This is a genomic window from Streptomyces sp. cg40, assembly GCF_050320165.1.
Taxonomy (GTDB): Bacteria; Actinomycetota; Actinomycetes; order Streptomycetales; family Streptomycetaceae; genus Streptomyces; species Streptomyces hokutonensis.
Genome location: NZ_CP190128.1, coordinates 1,518,554 through 1,538,651, shown reverse-complemented (window position 1 = coordinate 1,538,651; position 20,098 = coordinate 1,518,554). Strand labels below are relative to the sequence as shown.

The window sequence follows — 20,098 nt, the reverse complement described above, 5'->3', positions numbered from 1 at the left end:
CTTGCGCGTACTACTGACCGGACACCAGGGATATCTGGGCACCGTGATGGCACCCGTCCTCACCGCCGCAGGACACGAGGTCTTCGGCCTCGACTCCGGCCTGTTCGCCGACTCCGTCCTCGGCCCGCAGCCCGCCGACCCGCCCGGCGTGCGGGTGGACCTGCGCGACCTCACCGCCGAGCACGTGGCCGGGTTCGACGCGGTGATCCACCTGGCCGCGCTCTCCAACGACCCGCTCGGCTCGCTGGCCCCGGAACTCACCTACGACATCAACCACCACGCGTCCGTACGACTGGCAAAGCTGGCCCGCGACGCGGGAGTCGGCCGCTTCCTCTACGCGTCGACCTGCTCCGTCTACGGCGCCTCGGGCGGCGACGACCTCGTGACCGAGGACGCCCCGCTGCGCCCCGTGACGCCGTACGCGGAGTCGAAGGTGCGGGTCGAGGACGACGTGCACGCGCTGGCCGACGACGACTTCACCCCAGTGTTCATGCGCAACGCCACCGCCTTCGGCTACTCGCCCCGGCTGCGCGCCGACATCGTGCTCAACAACCTGGTCGGCCACGCGCTCCTGTCCGGCGAGGTGCTGGTCCTCTCCGACGGCACCCCCTGGCGCCCGCTCGTCCACGCGGCCGACATCGCCCGCGCCTTCACGGCCGCGCTCACCGCGCCGCGCGAGGCGGTCCACGACCGGGCCTTCAACATCGGCAGCGAGGTCAACAACGTCACCGTCGCCGAGATCGCCGAGCAGGTCGCCGAGGCGGTGTCCGGCGCGAAGGTCGTGATCACCGGCGAGAACGGCGCCGACCCGCGCTCGTACCGCGTGGACTTCTCCCGCTTCCGTACCGCGATCCCCGACTTCGACTGCGAGTGGACGGTCAAGCAGGGCGCCCTCGAACTCGCCGACGCCTACCGCAAGTTCGACCTGACCCGGGAGGACTTCGAGCAGCGCTTCACCCGCCTCGCCGTGCTCAAGGCCGCCTCCGAGGCCGGCACCGTCGACGACACCCTGCGGTGGCGCCGATGACCGCAGTGGGCGAGGAGATGCACGCACTGGTGGAGCGGCTGTACCCGCTCTGCCGGAGCATCACCGGCGACGGGGTACGCGCCACCCTGGACATCGTCGGCGAGTACGTCCCGCTGACTGTGCACGAGGTGCCGACCGGGACGCAGGTGCTCGACTGGACCGTTCCACAGGAGTGGAACATCCGGGACGCGTACATCGCCGACGCCACCGGGCGGCGGGTCGTCGACTTCGCCGAGTCCAGCCTGCACGTGCTCGGTTACAGCGTCCCGGTGTCGCGGACCATGCCGCTCTCCGAGCTGCGCGCACACCTGCACACGCTGCCGGACCACCCGGACTGGGTGCCGTACCGCACGAGTTACTACAAGCCGGAGTGGGGTTTCTGCCTGGCCCAGGAGACTCTGGACGCGCTGCCCGAGGGCGACTACGAGGTGCGGATCGACTCCACCCTCGCGGACGGGCACCTCACCTACGCCGAGCACGTGGTCCCCGGGCAGGTGGCCGACGAGGTCATCGTCTCCTGCCACACCTGCCACCCCTCGCTGGCCAACGACAACCTGGCCGGCATCGCGGTCGCGACCTTCCTGGCCCGTGCGCTGGCGGAGCAATCGCCGTACTACACCTACCGGTTCATCTACGCGCCCGGCACCATCGGGGCGATCACCTGGCTGGCCCGCAACGCGGAGCGGATCGAGCGGGTCAAGCACGGGCTCGTGCTGGCCTGCGCCGGGGACACGGGCCAACTGACGTACAAACAAAGCCGACGCGGTGACGCGGAGATCGACCGCGTGCTGCGGCACGTGCTCGCCGCGTCCGAACGGCCGCACCACATCAACGAGTTCACGCCGTACGGCTACGACGAGCGGCAGTACTGCTCACCCGGGTTCAACCTCGGAGTCGGGTCGCTCAGCCGGACCCCGTACGCGGGCTATCCCGAGTACCACACCTCGGCGGACAACCCGGACTTCGTCTCCCCGGAGGCGATGGCCGACACCCTCGCGGTCTGCCGCGAGGCGTTCACCGTTCTCGACCGCAACCGGCGCTACCTCAACCTCAGCCCCTACGGCGAACCCCAGCTCGGCCGGCGCGGGCTGTACGACGCGCTCGGCGGGCGCAGCGACACCAAGCAGGCCCAGATGGCCATGCTCTGGGTGCTCAACCTCTCCGACGGCGACCACAGTCTGCTGGACGTCGCCGAACGGTCCGGGCTCCCGTTCGACAGCGTCGCCACAGCGGCCGACGCCCTGCACGAGGCCGGACTGATCAAGACATGACATCGACGACCACCGACGGGGAGAAAGCGGTGCCGGTGCGGTCCGCCAAGCGGGCGCTCGTCGGCCGGCTCTCCTGGGGGCTGGCCGACCAGGCGGCCTCCAGCATCAGCAACTTCGCGGTGGGCATCTATGTGGCCCGCTCGCTGGGGGTCACCGCGTTCGGCGTGTTCAGCCTCGCCTGGGTGACCTACGGCGTGGTGCTCAACGTCTCCCGGGGCCTGGCCACCGACCCGCTCGTGGTCCGCTTCAGCGGAGTCCCGGAGGCGTCCTGGCGCGGGGCGGTGGCCCGCTCGACGGGCACCGCGCTCGGCGTCGGCACGGCCCTCGGAGTGCTCTGCCTGGCGGCCGGACTCGGCCTCGGCGGCCGGGTCGGGCCCGCCTTCGCCGCCCTCGGCCTCATGATGCCGGGGCTGCTGCTCCAGGACGCCTGGCGCTTCTCGTTCTTCGCCGCGGGCGACGGACGGAAGGCGTTCGTCAACGACATCGTGTGGGGCGTCGCGCTGATCCCCGCCATGGTGGTGGCGGCCCATGTCGACACCGTGGCCGCCTTCGTGCTCGCCTGGGGCGCGTCCGCCACGGTCGCGGCGGGATACGGCTGCGTCCAGTCCGGCATCCGGCCCCGGATGACCCAGGCCCGCGGCTGGCTGCGCGAACAGCGCGACCTCGGCTACCGGTACCTGGTCGAGAACGTCAGCCTCAGCGGCGCGAGCCAACTGAGGGCGTACGGCCTCGGCGTGATCGTCGGAGTGAGCGCGGTGGGCGCGGTGCGCGGCGCCGAACTCCTCCTCGGCCCCTTCCTCGCCGTACTGATGGGGCTCTCGCTGGTCACCGTCCCGGAGGCGGCCCGCGTGCTGCGGCAGGCCCCGCACCGACTGGGCCGGTTCTGCCTCTACCTCGGTGGGGGACAGGCCACCGGTGCGCTGCTCTGGGGCTCCGCGCTGCTGCTGATGCCGGGCAGGTTCGGCGAGTTGGCGCTCGGCGACGTCTGGCACTCCTCCTCGCACCTCATCGTGCAGATCACCCTCAGCGTCGCCGGAGCGGGCCTCGGCACCGGCGCCGCGGCCGGACTGCGCGCGCTCGGCGCCGCCAGGCGCAGCCTGCGCTGCCAGCTGTTCGCCTCCGCCTGCTACGTCGGCGGCGGCCTCGGCGGCGCGGCCCTCGGCGGTACGGCCGGCTCGGCCTGGGGCGTCGCCGCCGCGACCATCAGCGGCTCGGCCGTGTGGTGGCTGCAACTGCGCTCCGCCCTGCGCGAGCACCACCGCGAACCCATCCCCGAAGTGAGGACCTCATGACCGACCGACCGCGGCTGAGCATCGGCCTGCCCGTGTACAACGGCGAGGAGTACCTGGCCGAGTCGTTCGACGCCCTCCTCGGCCAGACCTACGAGGACTTCGAACTGGTCGTGTCCGACAACGCCTCGACCGACGGCACCGAGGCCATCTGCCGCAAGTACGCCGCGCAGGACTCCCGCATCCGGTACCTCCGGCTGCCCCGCAACATCGGCGCCACCCCGAACCACAACCACGTCTTCGCCGAGTCCCGGGGCGAGTTGTTCAAGTGGGCCTCGCACGACGACCTCTACGGCCGAGACCTGCTGACGCGCTGCATCGAAGCACTGGACGAGCGGCCGGACGTCATCCTCGCCCACACCGACCAGGCGGTCATCGACGGCGACGGCCAGGTGACGGTCCCGTACGAGTACACGCTCGCCACCGGCTCCCCGAGCGCGCCGGAGCGCTTCCGCAGCCTGCTGTTCGAGCCGGGCGGCGACGACTTCTACGGCGTGATGCGGGCCGACATGCTGCGCCGGGTGAAGCCGATGGACAGCTACCACCACGCGGACCGCACGTTCGTCGCCGAGATCACCCTGCACGGACGCTTCCACCAGGTCCCGGAACTCCTCTACTTCCGCCGCGACCACCCCACCCGCGCCGAACGCGCCAACCCCTCCAAGCGTGCCCGCTGCGTCAACCTCGACCCGCGCCGCGCGGGCGCGCTGCACCCGGCGCCCCGGCTGCTCGCCGAGTACATCTGGGGCTTCGCCTCCGCGATCCGGCGGGCACCGCTGTCCCCGGCCGACCGGCGCGCCTGCTACCGCCACCTGGCCTCCTGGATGACCAGCCGGGTCCGCCCGGGCGCCGGCGAGCGCGTCGAGGACCGCGCCCCGGTCGACCCCGCCCAGCTGACGGTCTCCGTGGACGCCCTGGTCGCCGGCCGCGAGGGGAGGCACGCATGACCTCCGCGCCCCAACTGCCGGTGCGTGTCGGGGTGTTCGGCCTGCTCGGCTCCGGCAACCTCGGCAACGACGGCTCGCTCGAAGCCGTCCTCGCATACCTCCGTACCGACCACCCGGACGCGGTCGTGGACGCCCTGTGCGGCGGACCCGAGGCCGTGACGGCCCGGTTCGGGATCCCCGCCACCCGGATGCACTGGAACCGCGCCGAGTACCGCACCGCGTCCCGCCTCGGCTCGATCGCGGCCAAGGGCCTGGGCAAGTTCGTCGACATCTTCCGCACCGCCGCCTGGGTGCGCCGCCACGACGTGGTGATCGTGCCCGGCATGGGCGTCCTCGAAGCCACCCTGCCGCTGCGGCCCTGGGGCTTCCCGTACTCCCTGTTCCTGCTCTGCGCGAGCGGGAAGCTGACGCGTACCCGGGTCGCGCTGGTGAGCGTCGGCGCCGCCGAGATCCGCAACCGGCCCACCCGCGCCCTGGTCCGCTGGTCGGGGCGGCTGGCCGCCTACCGGTCCTACCGGGACGCCCAGTCCCGGGACGCGATGCGGGCGATGGGCGTCGACACCGCGCGCGACGAGGTCTACCCGGACCTCGCCTTCTCCCTGCCGGCACCGCGGTCGAGCGCGCCCTCGGACACGCCCGGCACGGTCTGCGTCGGCGTCATGGACTTCCACGGCGGCAACGACGACCGCGCCCGCGCCGACGAGATCTACGGACGCTATCTCGACGGGACGATCCGGTTCGTCCGCACCCTGGTCGAGGAGGGCAGGCCGGTCCGCCTGCTCACCGGCGACCAGTGCGACGCGACGGTGGTCGCCGCGATCCTCGACGCCGTCGACTCACCGCTGGTCACCGCGGCCGAACCGGCCTCGCTGGACGACCTGATGAACGAGATGGTGGCCGCCGACACCGTGGTGGCGGTCAGGTATCACAACCTGATCTGCGCGCTGAAGACCGGCACACCGGTGCTCGCGCTCAGCTACGCGGCGAAGAGCGACGCGCTGATGGAACGGATGGGCCTCGGCGCGTACTGCCATCCGGCGCGCGAGGTCGACGCCGACCGGTTGCTGGAGCAATTCCGGGCGCTGGAGAAACGGGCGCCCGAACTGCGGGGGACCCTCGCCGAGCGGAACCAGGACGCCGCCCGCCAACTCCAGGACCAGTTCGGCTCGTTGACCGCGGCCGTGTTCCCGCCGACCCACCACACCCACGTACCCGCACCGCAGGAGTCTCCATGAAAGCGACCGAAGTCCCGGAGATCTCCGGCGCGTTCCTCTTCGAGCCGACGCCGTACACCGACGAACGCGGCTTCTTCTGCCGCACGTTCGACGCCGACGTGGTCCGCTCGGTGGGTCTCGAGCCGAACGCCTTCGTCCAGGACAGCCTGTCCCGCTCGGTCCGCGGCGTGGTGCGCGGTCTGCACCTGCGATCCGGCGCGGGCGAGGCCAAGTTGGTGCGCTGCTCGTACGGCCGGATCTTCGACGTCCTCGTGGATCTGCGGCCGGATTCCCCGACTTACCGCCATTGGACGTCCTTTGAACTCACAGGAGAATCACAACCAACTCTTTACATTCCCGCGGGATGCGCGCACGGTTTTCAGGCACTGACCGATATCGCCGACACCTCGTACCGGATCGACCGACCGCACGATCCGACCGAGGACGTGACCATCGCCTACGACGACCCGGAGCTGGCCATTCCCTGGCCGCTGCCGGTTGCGCTGATGTCCCAACGGGACCGAGAGGCACCGAGCCTCGCAGAGGTCCTGAAGCACAGAGAAAGTTGAGGTCCTCGTGGACACCGAAGTGCTTGACCTGCCCCTGTCGCGGACAGCCAACGAGCGGCTGCACGCCATGATCCCCGGGGGCGCTCACACCTACGCCAAGGGCGACGACCAGTACCCCGAGAACCTGGCCCCGGTCATCAGCCACGGCAGCGGTGCCCACGTGTGGGACGTCGACGGCAACCGCTACATCGAGTACGGCTCCGGCCTGCGGTCGGTCAGCCTCGGCCACGCCCACCCGCGCGTGATCGAGGCGGTGCGGCGCGAACTCGGCCGCGGCAGCAACTTCGTGCGGCCGTCCATCGTGGAGGTCGAGGCCGCCGAGCGCTTCCTCGCCACTGTGCCGACGGCCGAGATGGTGAAGTTCGCGAAGAACGGCTCCGACGCCACCTCCGCCGCGGTCCGCCTCGCCCGCGCCGCCACCGGCCGCTCACGGGTGGCCCTCTGCTCCGACCACCCGTTCTTCTCCGTCGACGACTGGTTCATCGGCACCACCCCGATGTCCGCCGGCATCCCGTCGACGACCACCGACCTCATCGCGTCCTTCCCCTACGGCGACCTGGCCGCCACGGAGGAGATGCTCGCGCGCTACCCGGACGAGATCGCCTGCCTGATCCTCGAACCGGCCACCCACACCGAGCCGCCCCAGGGGTATCTCGCCGGTCTGCGGGAACTGGCCGACCGGCGCGGCTGCGTCCTGATCTTCGACGAGATGATCACCGGCTTCCGCTGGTCCGAGGCGGGCGCCCAGGGCCTCTACGGCGTCGTCCCCGACCTCTCCACCTTCGGCAAGGCGCTGGGCAACGGATTCGCCGTCTCCGCGCTGGCCGGGCGCCGCGACCTGATGGAGCGCGGCGGGCTGCGCGACTCCACCAGCGACCGGGTGTTCCTCCTGTCCACCACGCACGGCGCCGAGACGCACTCCCTGGCGGCCGCGATGGCCGTGCAGACCACCTACGTCGAGGAGGGCATCACCGCGCGGCTGCACTCCCTCGGCGAGCGGCTGGCCGCCGGTGTCCGCGACGCCGCGGAGGCCATGGGCGTCGGCGACCACGTCGTCGTCCGGGGCCGGGCCAGCAACCTGGTCTTCGCCACCCTCGACGAGAACCTGCAACCGTCGCAGCAGTACCGCACGCTGTTCCTGCGCCGGCTTCTCGCGGGCGGGGTGCTCGCCCCGTCCTTCGTGGTGAGCAGCGCGCTCGACGACGAGGACATCGACCGCACTGTCGATGTGGTCGCCCAGGCCTGCGCGGTGTACCGGAAGGCGCTGGACGCCGCCGACCCCACCCCCTGGCTGGCCGGGCGGGCGGTGAAGCCGGTGTTCCGCCGCCTGGCGTGAGGTGACGTGAGGTCAGGGGCGCTCGCGCCGACCGGCGTCGGCCGTCCCGCGGGACGGCCGGTCACCCAGCCGGTCGGCCGCCCGGTCCACCAGCCAGGCAGTCGCGGGAATCACCGCCAGCGCGGTGCACCAGCCGCCGAGGGCGTCGGTCGGGTAGTGCGCGCCCAGCCCGACCTCCGCCCACCCCATGACCGCGCCGGCCACCAGCCCCGCCGCGAGCACGAGTGACGTACCGGCCGCCCTTCCGAGGCCGAGCCGGTCCGTCGCGAGCAGCGCCGCGACGAGGGCGAGCGCGGTGGCGAAGGCGGTGTGCCCGCTCGGGTACGACAGGTTGCCGGGCCCGTGGATGGTCCGTCCCACCACGTGCTTGAGCACCGTGGTCGTCCCCACGGTCGCGCCGGCCCCGGCGAGGACGAGCACGGCCGCACGCGGGCGCCGAAGCACCAGGCAGCCCACCACACCGCCCACGATCACCAGCGCCGACCCCACGGGTTCCCCCAAGAAGTCCAGCACCAGGGCGACTTGGCGCCACGGCGCCCGCACGCTGTCCGACGTCGGCGGGAAGATCCACCGGTCCACGGCACCGGATGCGCTGTGCCCGGAGTACATGACCCCGATCACGACGACCACCAGCGCGGCGAGCACCCCGATCACACCTAGCCGGGAGCGCAGCGACGGAGGCAGCACCGCACGGGCCAGGCTCTCGCCCGGCACGGCTTCCAGGTCCTCTCCTGCCGCACGATCCAACGCGAGCCCCCCTCGTGTCCCCTGCGCGAGCCATCAGCACCCTAACTCGTGGGCATCGAGGACGCGCAGATGAGGGGGGTTTCAGGCCGCTGGAATCCGGCAGGTGGCAACGGCGGTTGAGGGGTACGCGTTCGGGCTCGATGTTCCCGCACACCACCCTGCTCCAGGCCGCGAGCGCGACCGAGCGGTCCGGCTCGCTCGGCGTCCATCTCTTCTCCGTGCCGTTTGACCGGACTGCGGTTCGCCGACGCCGCCGAGGCGCGCTCCTGGCTGCCGGCCGAGCACTCCCTGCTGGTCGCGGTGTTCTCCCAGGTGCTGCGCGACATCCCGGACGCCGCGCGGATCGTCGTCGCCGCGCTGTCGGTGATCGCGTCGAGCGGGCTCTTCGCCGGGCCCGCGCACCAGCGGGAACTGGAGCGCGTCAAGGACCACGCGGTCGCCGCGGCCGACCTGGGCGACGACCCGGACCTGCCGTCGCAGACCCGGCACATCAGGGCCTGGCTTGCCTTCATCCGCGGTGATCCGACGGCGACGGAAACCGATCCGCGCGAGGGGATCGGGCGGTCCCGCGACGGGGACGACGCGCTGACGCTCTACATGTCCACCCGGCTGCTGTCGGTCGTGCTCGTGGACCAGGGGCGCAGAGCGGAGGCCGTCGAGTACTTCGCCGAGTCGGAGGTCGTCGGCGGCGCGCCGGACGACCCGAACAGCCCGGCCTACTTCCTCGACGAGGTGGCCCGCCTGTTCACCGCGCTGAGCTCGGACCGGGCCGAGGTCGACATCTCCGCCGCCGAGCATGTGTACGAGGTCGGCGACCGCCTGCGGAAGGAAGCGGCGGGGCGCTGAGCCCGCGCGCCCGCCGGGTCGACGCCGCTTCCACCCGCCGCCGACCGGATGTCGATCCGCGTCGGGCACCGTGATCCGAGAACGGACTCCGCCTTCGCCGCCGACCCCCGGCCGTCCCTCGCCCAGCAGGTCGTGGATCGGCTCACCGAACCGGGCTCGGTGCTGACCGCGCACGTGGAGAAGGAGGAACACACGTCAACGTTCCTCACCAAGGCTCCGCCCCCCCGCCCGCCTCCTCTGGCGCCTGTCCGGCCGCCGTGCCCACGCCCGCCGGGAGGCCCGTCTGCGGGGAGGCCACGGGGGCTGAGAGGCAGGGGACCGGCGGCGGCGCGGAGTTGCTTATTGTGCGCCGCGTTGCGTGAGAGGCAACGTCGGGTCCGGGGTTCGCCTGTCCTCTGGATGCCTTGACAAGGGTTTGGGGGCGCCCTCAAACTGACGTTGCGCTTACCGCAATCCGTTTCGCTATACGCACCGAGGTGTCATGATGATTCCCGCGTGCCTTCTCGTGGATCTGCCGCGAGGCGAGGCCTTCCGGCTCGACATCGAACCGCCGGTTTCGGTGTTCCACACCGACGACGGCGAGGTCTTCGCCATCGACGACACGTGCACCCACCAGGACGCCTCGCTCGCCGACGGCTGGCTGGAGGGCTGCGAGGTGGAATGCCCGCTGCACGCCTCGAAGTTCGACCTGCGGACGGGAGCGGTCGACGCCCCGCCGGCCAAGCGCCCGGTGCGTACCCACGAAGTGCTCGTCCAGGACGGCATGATCTACGTCGTGCCGTCCACGGACGCCCCGAACCTGCCGCCCTGCGTCGCGTCCCGGCTCGCCGGCGGACCCGCGTGAGGACCGTGGCCGTGGTCGGCGCCTCGCTGGCCGGGCTGTCGGCGGCACGCTCGCTGCGGAAACAGGGCTACGACGGACGGCTCGTCGTCATCGGCGACGAACCCCATCGCCCGTACGACAGACCGCCGTTGTCCAAGGAGTTCCTGGCGGGCACCCTCGCCGAGGCCGATCTCGCGCTGGAGTCGGACGACGAGGACCTGCGCGCGGAGTGGCTGCTCGGTGCCCGTGCCGTCGCCCTCCAAGCCGACGGTGCGGAACGGGTGTTGACCCTCGACGACGGCCGGGAGGTCCGCGCCGACGGAGTCGTCCTCGCGACCGGCGCGGTGGCGCGGAACCTGCCGGGCACCGACGGCCTGGCCGGCGTGCACACCCTGCGCACTCTGGACGACGCCCGCGCCCTGCGCGACGAACTCGCCCTGGGCGGACGGCTGGTGGTGATCGGCGGCGGCTTCATCGGCGCCGAGGTCGCCTCCACCGCGTACGCCCTCGGACTCGACGTGACGGTGATCGAAGCGGCACCGACCCCCCTCGCCGGCCCCCTAGGTGAGACCATGGGCGGCATCGTCTCCGCCCTCCACGAGGCCCACGGCGTACGGCTGTTGTGCGGTGTCGGGGTGAAGGGGCTGAGCGGCGAGGTCCGCGTCGACGCCGTGCTGCTGGAGGACGGGCGCACCGTCCCCGCCGACATCGTCGTCGTGGGCGTCGGTGCCCGCCCGTGCGTCGACTGGCTCGAAGGCTCCGGCGTCGAGCTCGACAACGGCGTCAAGTGCGGCGCGGACGGCCGGACCAGCCTCGCCGGGGTGGTCGCCGTAGGAGACTGTGCCAACTGGTACGACCCGCGGGCGGGTTCGCACCGTCGGGTCGAGCACTGGACCGGGGCGCGGGAGCGGCCCGACGCCGCGGTGGCCACGCTGCTGTCCTGGGGGGCGGCGGAGCCGGGGGTGCCCCGGCCGCCGTACTTCTGGTCGGACCAGTACGGCGTGAAGATCCAGTTCGCCGGTCACGCGGCCGGTGCCGACAGTGTGACCGTCGAGGAGGGCGCCCCGGGCGACCGCAGTTTCCTCGCCGTCTACCGGTGCGGCGGTCAGCCGGTCGCCGTGCTCGCGATGGACCAGCCGCGACTGTTCATGCGGTGGCGCAAGCAGCTTGCCGCGACGGTGAGTTGACCCGTACCCACGCCGTCCGGAGCCGCTCTTCCCGGCGCGCGACCGACCGATCCACGACGTTCTCCGAGGAGTGCACTGTGACCTCGACCAGCCTGCCGGACAGCCTGATCGCCACCCTGCCCGGCTCCTCCTACACGGACCCGGCCCTCTTCGCCCAGGAACAGGAGCACATCTTCGAGACGATGTGGTTCTGCGTCGTGCGCTCCTCCGACCTGGCCAAACCCGGCGCCTTCCGGACCGTGGACGTCGGCCGCGAGAGCATCCTCGTCACCCGCGCCCGCGACAACTCCATACGCGCCTACTTCAACGTCTGCCGCCATCGCGGCGCCAAGCTCTGCACCGAGGAGGCCGGCGAGGTCAAGCGGGCTTTCCAATGCCCGTACCACGCCTGGACGTACGACCTGAACGGCAAGCTGGTCGCGGCGCCGAACCTGACGAAGATGCCGGACGTCGGTCGTACCGAATTCGGGCTGGTGAGTGTCGCCGTCCGCGAATGGCTCGGCTACGTGTGGGTCAACCTGGCGGAGAACCCGCCGTCGTTCGACGAGGACGTCATCAGCGAGGTCGTGACGCGGCTGGGCGACGTGGAGTCGCTGGAGCACTACGACATCGACCACCTCTCGGTGGGCCGGCGCATCGTCTACGACGTCAAGGCCAACTGGAAGCTCATCATCGAGAACTTCATGGAGTGCTACCACTGCGCCACGATCCACCCCGAACTCACCGAAGTGCTCCCGGAGTTCGCCGACGGCTACGCCGCGCAGTACTACGTCGGCCACGGCGCCGAGTTCGGCGAGGAGGTGCAGGGCTTCACAGTCGACGGCTCGGAGGGGCTCGACCGCATCCCGGGGGTGAGCGAGGACCAGGACCGCCGCTACTACGCGATCACCATCAAGCCGCAGGTGTTCATCAACCTCGTCCCCGACCATGTGATCTTCCACCGGATGTACCCGGTGGCCGTCGACCGCACGATCGTCGAGTGCGACTGGCTCTACCTCCCGCACGTCGTCGAGAGCGGCAAGGACGTCAGCCGGTCCGTGGAACTCTTCGACCGGGTCAACCGCCAGGACTTCGAGGCCTGCGAGCGCACACAGCCCGGAATGAGCTCACGGATGTACGCCAAGGGCGGAGTGCTGGTGCCCAGCGAGCATCACATCGGCGCGTTCCACGACTGGGTGAACGAGCGCCTGGGGATCAACCCGGGGTGACCCGACTCGGGCTGACTCAGCCCAGGTAACCCATGCGGTGGCTGATCTCCTCGGCGCCCTTGACCAGGATCGGGGCGAGTTCGTGCAGCCGCTCCTCGGTGAACCGGTAGGCCGGTCCCGAGGCGCTGACCGCCGCGACGACCTCGCCGTCCCGGTTGCGCACCGGCGCGGCCACGGCGTGCAGCCCGACCTCCAACTCCTCCAGCGTCCAGGCGTATCCGCGCTCCCGGGCCTCGGCGAGGTTCTTCTCCAGTTTCGTCTTCGAGGTGATGGTCCCCGGGGTCACCTTCTTCAGGCCGGCCTCCGACAGCAGCGCGGCACGCTCCTTCGCGGGCATGTGCGCCAGCAGGACCTTGCCGCTGGAGGTGGCGTGCAACGGGGTGAGTTCACCGACCCAGTTGTGCGCGGTGACGGCGCCGGGGCCGCGCACCTCGTACAGATTGATGGCGAACTGCTCCTGCATCACCGCGATGTTGACCGTCTCGCCGATCTCCTCGGCGAGACGCTCGCAGACCGGGCGGCCCTGCTGGGTGATGTCGATCCGCCCGGTGACCGCACCGGCCAGCCGCACGATCCCGAACCCGAGCCGGTACTTGCCGCGCTCACCCGCCTGCTCCACCAGCCCGCGCGCCTCCAGCGCCCCGAGCAGCCGGAACGCGGTCGACTTGTGCACATCGATCTCGCCGGCCACCTCGCTGACCCCGGCCTCACCACGCTGGGCAAGAATCTCCAGCACGCTGATCGCACGGTCCACGGACTGCACCCCGCCGGACTGCGAACCTGTCGTTTCAGTATCTGGACTGTAGTTGCTCACAGCGAAACTATACGCGTAGTACGCTACAAGGTGTTTACTGTGGGGACTCTGACCAGGTCTTTTGGGCTGGTAGCGGCTGATTCGGGGGCCGGGGAGCGCGTCCGAACAGTAAAGGCACTTGGCCATGTCGATCAGCGAGGCCTGTCCGACCTGGTGCTAGGCCGCGTACACACAGCTCCTGGTCGATCTCACCGGCCGCGAGGTGCTCGTCGCCGACGCCCCGGAGGCCTCGGCGCGCGGCGCCTGCGTACAGGCGGCGGCCGTCGCGTCGGGCCGGGCGGAGGGTGACGTCCTGCGCGCGTGGGCACCGGCCACCCGGCTGGTCGCCGTTCCCCGCCCCGGCTCGAACGGCGGACGCGAGGCGGCCTACGCGGTGTTGGCAGCCCGGGACGCGCTGGACACCGACACCGCCGGGTCCGGAGAGACGACCGTATGACGCCCCGCGAACGGGAGTTGAACCCGGTGATCCTCGCGGAGATCGCCCGCCACCCCGAAGCGACCCTCGCCGTCAGCGATCTACGCCGTCGCGCAGACGCAACGGCTCGCCGCCGCACGGCAGTTGGCGCGCCGGTCTGTGGATTCACGCCGACGTCATCACGGACGACCGCGGGCATCGAGGCGTCGACCTCTCCCTGGTGCACACGCTCGCCGGGCAGCGCATCGGGCCGCTCGACGTCCATGTCATCGCACCGGAACCCGAACTCGACGGCCTGATCGAAGAGATCTGCGCACGGCGGGTCGAGCGCGTGACCTTCCCGTTCGGGTCCTGCCCCGACGCCGTGGCCGTGGTCGACACCGCCGAACGGATCCGTGCCTCGGGTGCCGCCGCCTGGCCCGCGGTCCCGCCGGTGACGGAACCGGCCGTCGTCCGGCCGTACTTGGGACTCCGCGACGGACTCCTGGTCGTGCTGATCGAACCCGGCAGCACCGGCACCGGCACCGCCGACCTGACCCTGACGGCCAGGGCCGGGCGGATCCCACCCGCACTTCCGGCCTGTGTCGACGCGGCCAACCTCGCGGCATGCCTCCGAGCGGGCGCGGACTGCGTCGTCTCCAGTCGCGCACTGTTCTGGGCCGGCGACGCCGGGTCGGCATCGGACGTCCCACCCGTCGACGCGGCCTCCCACGCCGACACGATTCGAGGTGGAGCGGGCCACACCTGCGGGTGATCGCGCCGGGGCGTCGGTAGTGTCCGCTGCGACGCACTGGGCCCGGCCGCACCGCGGTCCGCGAGGAGGAGGATCACCATGGCCGATGGCCGGCAGGAGGTCGAGGCGGAACCGTCGGGGACCCGGCACGGCAGCGCACGGGACGCGGTGCGGCTCGCGGTCGTGATCGGCGCGCTCGGTGTCGTCTTCGGGGACATCGGGACCAGCCCGATCTACACCCTCCAGACCGTGTTCAGCCCGAGCGACCCGCACCCGGTCCCGGTCAGCACGCAGAACGTGTACGGGGTGGTGTCGCTGGTGTTCTGGTCGGTGACCGTCATCGTCACGGTCACCTATGTGCTGCTGGCGATGCGCGCCGACAACGAGGGCGAGGGCGGCATCATGGCGCTGATCACCCTGCTGCGACGGTGGGGTTCGCAGCACGGCGGGCGAACTACCGTGATCCTGGCCGGACTTGGCATCTTCGGCGCCTCGCTCTTCTTCGGCGACAGCATGATCACGCCGGCGATCTCGGTGCTGTCGGCGGTCGAGGGGCTCAAGGTCGTCGAACCGTCGCTGGACGACGCGGTCGTGCCGATCACCGCGGTGATCATCGTGGTGCTGTTCCTCGTGCAGCGGCGCGGAACCGCCGCGGTGGGCCGGGTGTTCGGGCCGATCATGATCCTCTGGTTCACGGCCATCGGCGCGTGCGGGGTCGTAGGCATCGTCGACCACCCGGCCATCCTCCGCGCGCTGTGGCCGAGTTACGCGCTGGGCTTCCTCTTCGGCCACTTCGGCACCGCCTTCTTCGCGCTCGCCGCGGTCGTGCTCGCCGTCACCGGCGCGGAGGCGCTCTACGCGGACATGGGGCACTTCGGCCGCCGGGCCATCACCCGCGGCTGGCTGTTCCTCGTCTTCCCCGCCTGCGTCCTGAGCTACTTCGGCCAGGGCGCCCTGATCCTCGACAACCCGGACAACATCAGCAGCCCGTTCTTCCTCCTCGTACCCCACTGGGGCCGGTGGCCGATGGTCCTGCTCGCCACGGCGGCCACCGTGATCGCCTCCCAGGCCGTGATCACCGGCGCCTACTCGGTCGCCTCCCAGGCCGCCCAGCTCGGCTATCTGCCGAGGCTGCGGATCGCGCACACCTCCGAGTCCACCATCGGCCAGATCTACGTCCCCTGGATCAACTGGCTGCTGATGGTCTCCGTCCTCACCCTGGTCTTCGCGTTCCGCAGCTCCGCCGCGCTGGCCTTCGCGTTCGGCATGGCGGTCACCGGCACCATCACCATCACCACCCTGCTGTTCTTCTACATCGCCCGCGCGAAATGGGGCACTCCCGTGTGGCTCATCGCCACCGGCGCGACCCTGCTGCTCTCCGTCGACCTCCTCTTCGTGGCGGCCAACCTGACCAAACTCGTCCACGGCGCGTGGCTGCCGCTGCTGATCGGCGTCACCGCGTTCACCGTCATGACGACCTGGCAGCGCGGCCGTGAGGTCGTCACCGCGGAACGGGCCGAGCACGAAGGGTCGTTGCGCGCGTTCGTCGACCAACTCCGCAGCGGGGAACGGCCGGTGCTCCAGGTCCCCGGCACGGCGGTGTTCCTCAACCGGGGCAAGCAGACGGCCCCGCTCGCCATGCGGGCCAACGTGGAACGCAACCACGTGCGGCACGATCAGGTCGTGATCCTCTCCATCGAGACCGAGCCCGTGCCCCGCGTCCCGGCCGACCGGCGGATCGTCGTCGACGGCCTCGGCTACGCCGACGACGGCATCGTCCATGTCACCGCCCGCTTCGGCTACATGGAGACTCCGGACGTCCCCGGCACCCTCGCGCTCCTCGACCCGGCCGACACCGAGGGCCCGCTGCTGCTCGACGAGGCGTCGTACTTCCTGTCGACGATCGAGCTCCGGCGAGGCCCGGCACCGACGATGGCGCCCTGGCGCAAACGCCTGTTCATCGCCACCTCCCACATCACCGCCGACGCCGCCGAACACTTCGGACTGCCCCGCGACCGTACGGTCATCATGGGCTGGCACATCGAGGTGTAGCGGCGGGCCGGTCCCGGTCGACGGCGATCGGGACCGATGCGGAGGCCGTGCGTCTCAGTGCCGGTCGCGGGCGAGGGAGGCCACCTCGCGTACGGCGTCGGCGACGGCCGGGCCGTCCTTCTTGAGGATCGCGTCGTGATTGCTGGCGACCTTCGCGCTGATCCTGATGTTCGGGTTACGGGCGACGACCCCGTCCAGGCTGGCGCGGATCACTTCCTGCTCGTCGCCCTTGCTCCCGAGGGACGCCCCCGAGGCGACGACGTACCGCGTGGGGACGGTGATGCTGTCCAGCACGGGGCCCAACTCCCGCGCGCGGGCGATCCTGCCGAGCTCGATGTTGCTGTCCGCCATCTGCTCGGCGTTCATCCGCGGGGTCAGGCCCGTCGGACGCAGCAGCGGCATGAACAGGTTCAACCGCCGGAAGGTCTTCCGGATCCGCCGCTCCATGGCCTCGTCCAGCCAGTCGTGCGGCTGCGCGCCCTCGACCAGGACCGCGCCCAGCGCCCGGCCCGGATTGCGGGCGGCCCAGTGCGCCCCGACGAACGCCCCGTAGGACCAGCCCACCACCAGCGCCCGTTCCACCCCACGGGCCGCGAGGACGGCGTCGACATCGCGGACGGCGGCCTCGAAGGAGTAGTCCGCGGACCGCTTCGACTTCCTGCCGCGGGCCCGCTCGTCGTAGGTGATGTGCCGCCATTCCACGCCCAGTTCGGCGACGACCCGCCCCCAGTACCCCTGAGTGGCGAACTGCCCGTTGAGGTAGACCACGGGGATTCCGGGACCGCCGGTGTCGGTGACGGCCAGCGCCGTGTCGTCGACCGGCACCATGCCGGACCACTTCGAACCGGCCGAGGAAGTGCTGTTCTTCGTCATCTTCTGTTCCTCCTGGTCGCGTGGGAGCTGCTGATACGGCGGTTGCCGCTGCTGTTCGTTCAGAGGCTGCGGGCGGTGATGTCGCCACGTGAGGTGGTGGCGCGGATGTCGAGCGCGGTGGTGCCGTCGTTCTTGAGGGAGTTGCTGACGCGACCGTGGCCGGTGCCGGCGTCCAGGGCGGCAGAGACGCCGGTGGCGGCGCCGACCGTGATGTCGCCGGACTCGGTGCGGAGCACCACCGTGCCGCGCACGGCCTCGCCGATCCGGATGTCGCCCCGCGCAGTGCTGATCTCGGCGGGGCCGCCCAGCCGGCCGACCTCGACATCGCCGTCGACGGCGGTGAGCCGGACACTCGCGGCCTCGTCGATCTTGATCCGGCGGTACGCGCCCTCGAAGGAGACGTCACCGAGGCGTCCCACGCCACGGAGCTCGGCACCGGCGGCCGTGGCCTCGACACGGGAGCCGGCGGGCAGCTGGACCGTGACCTCCACCGATCCGGAGGGGCCGAGGAGCCGGCTGTCCGGGGCCTGGGTCGTGACACGCAGGACACCGTCGGCGTAGGCGACCTCGGTCCGCTCGGCGGCCTTGGTGTCGCGGCTCCTGGCCGGGTCGGCGGGCCGGACCTCGACGGTGGCGTCGGCGCGGTCGGCGGCGATGAACTGGAGGCGTCCGGCGGGGACGTCCAGGACGACGGAGATCGGGGTGGAGGTGTCGAACTTCTGCATCGTGTTCTCCAGGTGTCGGCTCGTCGTTTTCTGACACCGGAAACGCTACGTTGCCTTTCGTGATTCGACAACGAACTTGTTGCGTCCAATCTGCATCTATGCAGCTCAGTAGCTATATATCGTTGCAACGGACTTGAAGATAACGCAACGCCGAGCGGCTCATTCATTGCAATGGATGAAGGGTGAACGCTATGGTGAGGCGACCAGCGACCACCACGAAGAACCACCGAGGAGACCGCGATGCCGGGAGGCAGGCTCACCCAGCAGGAACGTCAGCAGATCGCGCTGGGACTGGCCGACAGCCTCCCCTACGCCGAGATCGCCCGCCGCCTCGACCGTCCGACCTCGACGATCACCCGTGAGGTGATGCGCAACGGCGGCCCCACCACCTACCGCGCCGACCTGGCGCACCGCGCCACCGAACGCCGCGCCCACCGGCGCAGGCGCACCCCGCCGCCGGGACAGGGGGCGCCGGTGCGGGGGAGCGGGCGCGACGACGAGGCCGTGCGGGAGTACGAGGAGGCCTTCACCACCCTCCTGATGCAACAGGGCCTGCCCAGGATGACGGCCCGGGTGCTGACCTGCCTCTTCGTCGCCGACGCGGGGAGCCTCACCGCGGCCGAACTCGTCCGGCGCCTCGGGGTCAGCGCGGCCTCCGTCTCCAAGGCGATCGCGTTCCTGGAGGAGCAGGGCCTCGTCAGCCGGTCGCGCGACGAACGCCGGCGCGAGCGCTACTACGTCGACGACGGCGTCTGGTACAAGTCGACGATCGCCAGCGCCCGCGGCATCGCCCAGGTCGCCGACATCGCACGGCAGGGCGTCGGTGTCCTCGGCCGCGAGAGCCCGGCCGCCGCCCGCCTGGAGAACATCGCCCGCTTCAGCGACTTCATCAGCGAGAGCATCCTCCGCGCGGCGGAACAGGTCCGAGAGGTCCTCTACACGAAACCCGAACACCGGGACGACACCGGTGACACCACCGCGGCCGGTCCGGATCGGCTCCAGGCGGCCACTGCTCGACGAGACGTCAGCGGACGTGACGGCCGCCGAGCAGGTCGGTGACGTCCGCGAAGAGCCGCTCACCCGCTGCCGCCGCGGCCGGCGAAAGGGTGTCGAGGGTGAGGAAGCCGTGGACCATCCCGGCCTCGCGGCGGTGTCCGACGGGAACGTCCGCGGCGGCCAGCCGGGCGGCGTAGGCGTCGCCCTCGTCCCGCAGCGGATCGTGCTCGGCGGTGACGACAACGGCGGGCGGCAGGCCGCCGAGGTCGACGGCGTGCAGCGGGCTGACCTCGGGATCGGCGCGCCGCGCCGGGTCGGGGACCCACTGCTCTGCTCCCCACGCGACGTCGTCGGTCGTCAGGCCCCAGCCCGTGGCCTTCGACCGCGTGCTGGGACACGAGAGCGTCAGATCGGTGTTGGGGTACAGCAGGACCTGGGCGGCAGGCAGCGGTCCGCCCTCGTCCCGCAGGCGCAGACAGGCGAGCGCGGCGAGGTTGCCCCCGGAACTGTCACCCATGACGACGATCGGCCCCGCCGTCCCGGCGACCCCGCCGGCCGCCGCCCACCGGATGGCCTCCACGCAGTCGTCCACGGCGGCCGGCCACGGGTGCTCCGGAGCCCGCCGGAAGTCGACGCTCAGCACGGCCGCCCCGGTACCGGCCGCCAAGCGTCGGCACGCCCGGTCGTGCGACTCCAGATCCCCGATCGTCCACATCCCTCCGTGCAGGAACACCACGAGCGGCCCGTCCCCCGCCGAAGGCCGGTAGAGACGCGCCCCTACGGCGGCCGGTCCGACCGTCAGATCCTCGACGTGCGCCATCTCGGGCCCCGGGGGCCGGACTTCGGCACGGAGCCGCTGCGCGCGCCGCAACTCCGCCGCGCCCACGGCCCGGGCGGGAGGCCCGGGTTCCTCCCGAACAGCCTTGACGAAGGCGGTCAGTTGGGCATCGGCGAGCGGAGGGTCGATCGGTTCGGCCATGCGGGCCAGGATGCCATCCTGATCCGTACGAGTCCCCGACGGCGTCG

Annotated in this window: 20 protein-coding genes; 15 read left to right on the top strand and 5 right to left on the bottom strand. The window is 71.3% G+C overall.

Translation table 11 applies throughout. The features are described 5' to 3' along the window. The first annotated feature begins 1 nt into the window (after nt 1). The 7 genes from ACQHII_RS06845 to ACQHII_RS06815 are packed head-to-tail and all read left to right on the top strand — an operon-like array spanning nt 2 to nt 7,653. Nucleotides 2-1,027 (top strand): NAD-dependent epimerase/dehydratase family protein, encoded by a 1,026-nt coding sequence (locus ACQHII_RS06845; RefSeq protein WP_201049288.1) that lies wholly within the window; start codon nt 2-4, stop codon nt 1,025-1,027. Continuing rightward, entirely contained in the window at nt 1,024-2,298 is a 1,275-nt protein-coding gene (locus tag ACQHII_RS06840) for a DUF4910 domain-containing protein (RefSeq protein ID WP_427918389.1), read from the top strand. Before ACQHII_RS06845 ends, ACQHII_RS06840 begins: the two co-directional genes overlap by 4 nt. Further along, a complete protein-coding gene (locus ACQHII_RS06835) occupies nt 2,295-3,590 on the top strand; it encodes a hypothetical protein (protein ID WP_427918388.1) in 1,296 nt (431 codons plus the stop codon). The genes ACQHII_RS06840 and ACQHII_RS06835 overlap by 4 nt, the downstream gene beginning before the upstream one ends. Beyond that, entirely contained in the window at nt 3,587-4,534 is a 948-nt protein-coding gene (locus ACQHII_RS06830) for a glycosyltransferase family 2 protein (RefSeq protein WP_427918387.1), read from the top strand. Before ACQHII_RS06835 ends, ACQHII_RS06830 begins: the two co-directional genes overlap by 4 nt. After that, a complete protein-coding gene (locus tag ACQHII_RS06825; RefSeq protein ID WP_427918386.1) occupies nt 4,531-5,769 on the top strand; it encodes a polysaccharide pyruvyl transferase family protein in 1,239 nt (412 codons plus the stop codon). Before ACQHII_RS06830 ends, ACQHII_RS06825 begins: the two co-directional genes overlap by 4 nt. Next, nucleotides 5,766-6,317 (top strand): dTDP-4-dehydrorhamnose 3,5-epimerase, encoded by a 552-nt coding sequence (gene rfbC, locus ACQHII_RS06820; RefSeq protein ID WP_427918385.1) that lies wholly within the window; start codon nt 5,766-5,768, stop codon nt 6,315-6,317. The genes ACQHII_RS06825 and rfbC overlap by 4 nt, the downstream gene beginning before the upstream one ends. 7 nt (nt 6,318-6,324) lie before the next feature. Then, nucleotides 6,325-7,653 carry a glutamate-1-semialdehyde 2,1-aminomutase gene (locus ACQHII_RS06815; protein ID WP_427918384.1) on the top strand — a complete coding sequence of 443 codons (1,329 nt, stop codon included), beginning with the start codon at nt 6,325-6,327 and terminating at the stop codon, nt 7,651-7,653. Nucleotides 7,654-7,665: 12 nt separating this feature from the next. Here the strand turns inward: ACQHII_RS06815 and ACQHII_RS06810 are convergent, their stop codons facing one another. Beyond that, entirely contained in the window at nt 7,666-8,367 is a 702-nt protein-coding gene (locus tag ACQHII_RS06810; RefSeq protein ID WP_427918383.1) for a phosphatase PAP2 family protein, read from the bottom strand. A gap of 258 nt (nt 8,368-8,625) precedes the next feature. On the opposite strand from ACQHII_RS06810, the gene ACQHII_RS06805 reads away from it, so the two are divergent. The 4 genes from ACQHII_RS06805 to ACQHII_RS06790 all read left to right on the top strand — a co-directional run bounded on the left by ACQHII_RS06805 (nt 8,626) and on the right by ACQHII_RS06790 (nt 12,464). Further along, on the top strand, nt 8,626-9,246 hold the full coding sequence (locus ACQHII_RS06805; RefSeq protein WP_427918382.1) for a hypothetical protein: 621 nt from the start codon (nt 8,626-8,628) through the stop codon (nt 9,244-9,246). Between the two features lie 481 nt (nt 9,247-9,727). Beyond that, the gene (locus ACQHII_RS06800; RefSeq protein ID WP_427918381.1) at nt 9,728-10,090 is read left to right on the top strand and encodes a bifunctional 3-phenylpropionate/cinnamic acid dioxygenase ferredoxin subunit; all 363 of its coding nucleotides are present in this window, start codon (nt 9,728-9,730) and stop codon (nt 10,088-10,090) included. After that, entirely contained in the window at nt 10,087-11,256 is a 1,170-nt protein-coding gene (locus ACQHII_RS06795) for an NAD(P)/FAD-dependent oxidoreductase (protein ID WP_427918380.1), read from the top strand. The genes ACQHII_RS06800 and ACQHII_RS06795 overlap by 4 nt, the downstream gene beginning before the upstream one ends. 77 nt (nt 11,257-11,333) lie before the next feature. After that, nucleotides 11,334-12,464 carry an aromatic ring-hydroxylating oxygenase subunit alpha gene (locus tag ACQHII_RS06790; RefSeq protein ID WP_427918379.1) on the top strand — a complete coding sequence of 377 codons (1,131 nt, stop codon included), beginning with the start codon at nt 11,334-11,336 and terminating at the stop codon, nt 12,462-12,464. Nucleotides 12,465-12,480: 16 nt separating this feature from the next. Here ACQHII_RS06790 and ACQHII_RS06785 read toward each other — a convergent pair whose 3' ends face one another. Next, the gene (locus ACQHII_RS06785) at nt 12,481-13,227 is read right to left on the bottom strand and encodes an IclR family transcriptional regulator (protein ID WP_427925243.1); all 747 of its coding nucleotides are present in this window, start codon (nt 13,225-13,227) and stop codon (nt 12,481-12,483) included. Between the two features lie 253 nt (nt 13,228-13,480). Between ACQHII_RS06785 and ACQHII_RS06780 the strand changes: the two genes are divergently transcribed. The 3 genes from ACQHII_RS06780 to ACQHII_RS06770 all read left to right on the top strand — a co-directional run bounded on the left by ACQHII_RS06780 (nt 13,481) and on the right by ACQHII_RS06770 (nt 16,478). Next, nucleotides 13,481-13,714 (top strand): hypothetical protein, encoded by a 234-nt coding sequence (locus ACQHII_RS06780; protein WP_427918378.1) that lies wholly within the window; start codon nt 13,481-13,483, stop codon nt 13,712-13,714. A 199-nt stretch (nt 13,715-13,913) separates the two neighbouring features. Beyond that, nucleotides 13,914-14,447, top strand: coding sequence for a hypothetical protein (locus ACQHII_RS06775; protein ID WP_427918377.1), 534 nt, complete (start codon nt 13,914-13,916; stop codon nt 14,445-14,447). A gap of 78 nt (nt 14,448-14,525) precedes the next feature. After that, nucleotides 14,526-16,478, top strand: coding sequence for a potassium transporter Kup (locus ACQHII_RS06770; protein ID WP_427918376.1), 1,953 nt, complete (start codon nt 14,526-14,528; stop codon nt 16,476-16,478). Nucleotides 16,479-16,532: 54 nt separating this feature from the next. Here the strand turns inward: ACQHII_RS06770 and ACQHII_RS06765 are convergent, their stop codons facing one another. Both ACQHII_RS06765 and ACQHII_RS06760 read right to left on the bottom strand, forming a co-directional pair. Further along, a complete protein-coding gene (locus tag ACQHII_RS06765; RefSeq protein ID WP_427918375.1) occupies nt 16,533-17,351 on the bottom strand; it encodes an alpha/beta fold hydrolase in 819 nt (272 codons plus the stop codon). Nucleotides 17,352-17,410: 59 nt separating this feature from the next. Further along, on the bottom strand, nt 17,411-18,076 hold the full coding sequence (locus ACQHII_RS06760) for a DUF4097 family beta strand repeat-containing protein (RefSeq protein ID WP_427918374.1): 666 nt from the start codon (nt 18,074-18,076) through the stop codon (nt 17,411-17,413). Nucleotides 18,077-18,316: 240 nt separating this feature from the next. Between ACQHII_RS06760 and ACQHII_RS06755 the strand changes: the two genes are divergently transcribed. After that, on the top strand, nt 18,317-19,135 hold the full coding sequence (locus ACQHII_RS06755; RefSeq protein WP_427918373.1) for a helix-turn-helix domain-containing protein: 819 nt from the start codon (nt 18,317-18,319) through the stop codon (nt 19,133-19,135). On the opposite strand, the gene ACQHII_RS06750 is transcribed toward ACQHII_RS06755, so the two are convergent. After that, nucleotides 19,101-20,051 (bottom strand): alpha/beta hydrolase, encoded by a 951-nt coding sequence (locus ACQHII_RS06750; protein ID WP_427918372.1) that lies wholly within the window; start codon nt 20,049-20,051, stop codon nt 19,101-19,103. The two genes, ACQHII_RS06755 and ACQHII_RS06750, sit on opposite strands and share 35 nt — an antisense overlap. Between the last annotated feature and the right edge of the window lie 47 nt (nt 20,052-20,098).

What these genes read in the sequence shown, in the direction of transcription:
- ACQHII_RS06840 (WP_427918389.1), top strand. Translation starts at nt 1,024, where the DNA reads ATGACCGCAGTGGGCGAGGAGATGCACGCACTGGTGGAGCGGCTGTAC.
- ACQHII_RS06835 (WP_427918388.1), top strand. Translation starts at nt 2,295, where the DNA reads ATGACATCGACGACCACCGACGGGGAGAAAGCGGTGCCGGTGCGGTCC.
- ACQHII_RS06830 (WP_427918387.1), top strand. Translation starts at nt 3,587, where the DNA reads ATGACCGACCGACCGCGGCTGAGCATCGGCCTGCCCGTGTACAACGGC.
- ACQHII_RS06825 (WP_427918386.1), top strand. Translation starts at nt 4,531, where the DNA reads ATGACCTCCGCGCCCCAACTGCCGGTGCGTGTCGGGGTGTTCGGCCTG.
- rfbC (WP_427918385.1), top strand. Translation starts at nt 5,766, where the DNA reads ATGAAAGCGACCGAAGTCCCGGAGATCTCCGGCGCGTTCCTCTTCGAG.
- ACQHII_RS06800 (WP_427918381.1), top strand. Translation starts at nt 9,728, where the DNA reads ATGATGATTCCCGCGTGCCTTCTCGTGGATCTGCCGCGAGGCGAGGCC.
- ACQHII_RS06770 (WP_427918376.1), top strand. Translation starts at nt 14,526, where the DNA reads ATGGCCGATGGCCGGCAGGAGGTCGAGGCGGAACCGTCGGGGACCCGG.
- ACQHII_RS06765 (WP_427918375.1), bottom strand. Translation starts at nt 17,351, where the DNA reads ATGACGAAGAACAGCACTTCCTCGGCCGGTTCGAAGTGGTCCGGCATG.
- ACQHII_RS06760 (WP_427918374.1), bottom strand. Translation starts at nt 18,076, where the DNA reads ATGCAGAAGTTCGACACCTCCACCCCGATCTCCGTCGTCCTGGACGTC.
- ACQHII_RS06755 (WP_427918373.1), top strand. Translation starts at nt 18,317, where the DNA reads ATGCCGGGAGGCAGGCTCACCCAGCAGGAACGTCAGCAGATCGCGCTG.
- ACQHII_RS06750 (WP_427918372.1), bottom strand. Translation starts at nt 20,051, where the DNA reads ATGGCCGAACCGATCGACCCTCCGCTCGCCGATGCCCAACTGACCGCC.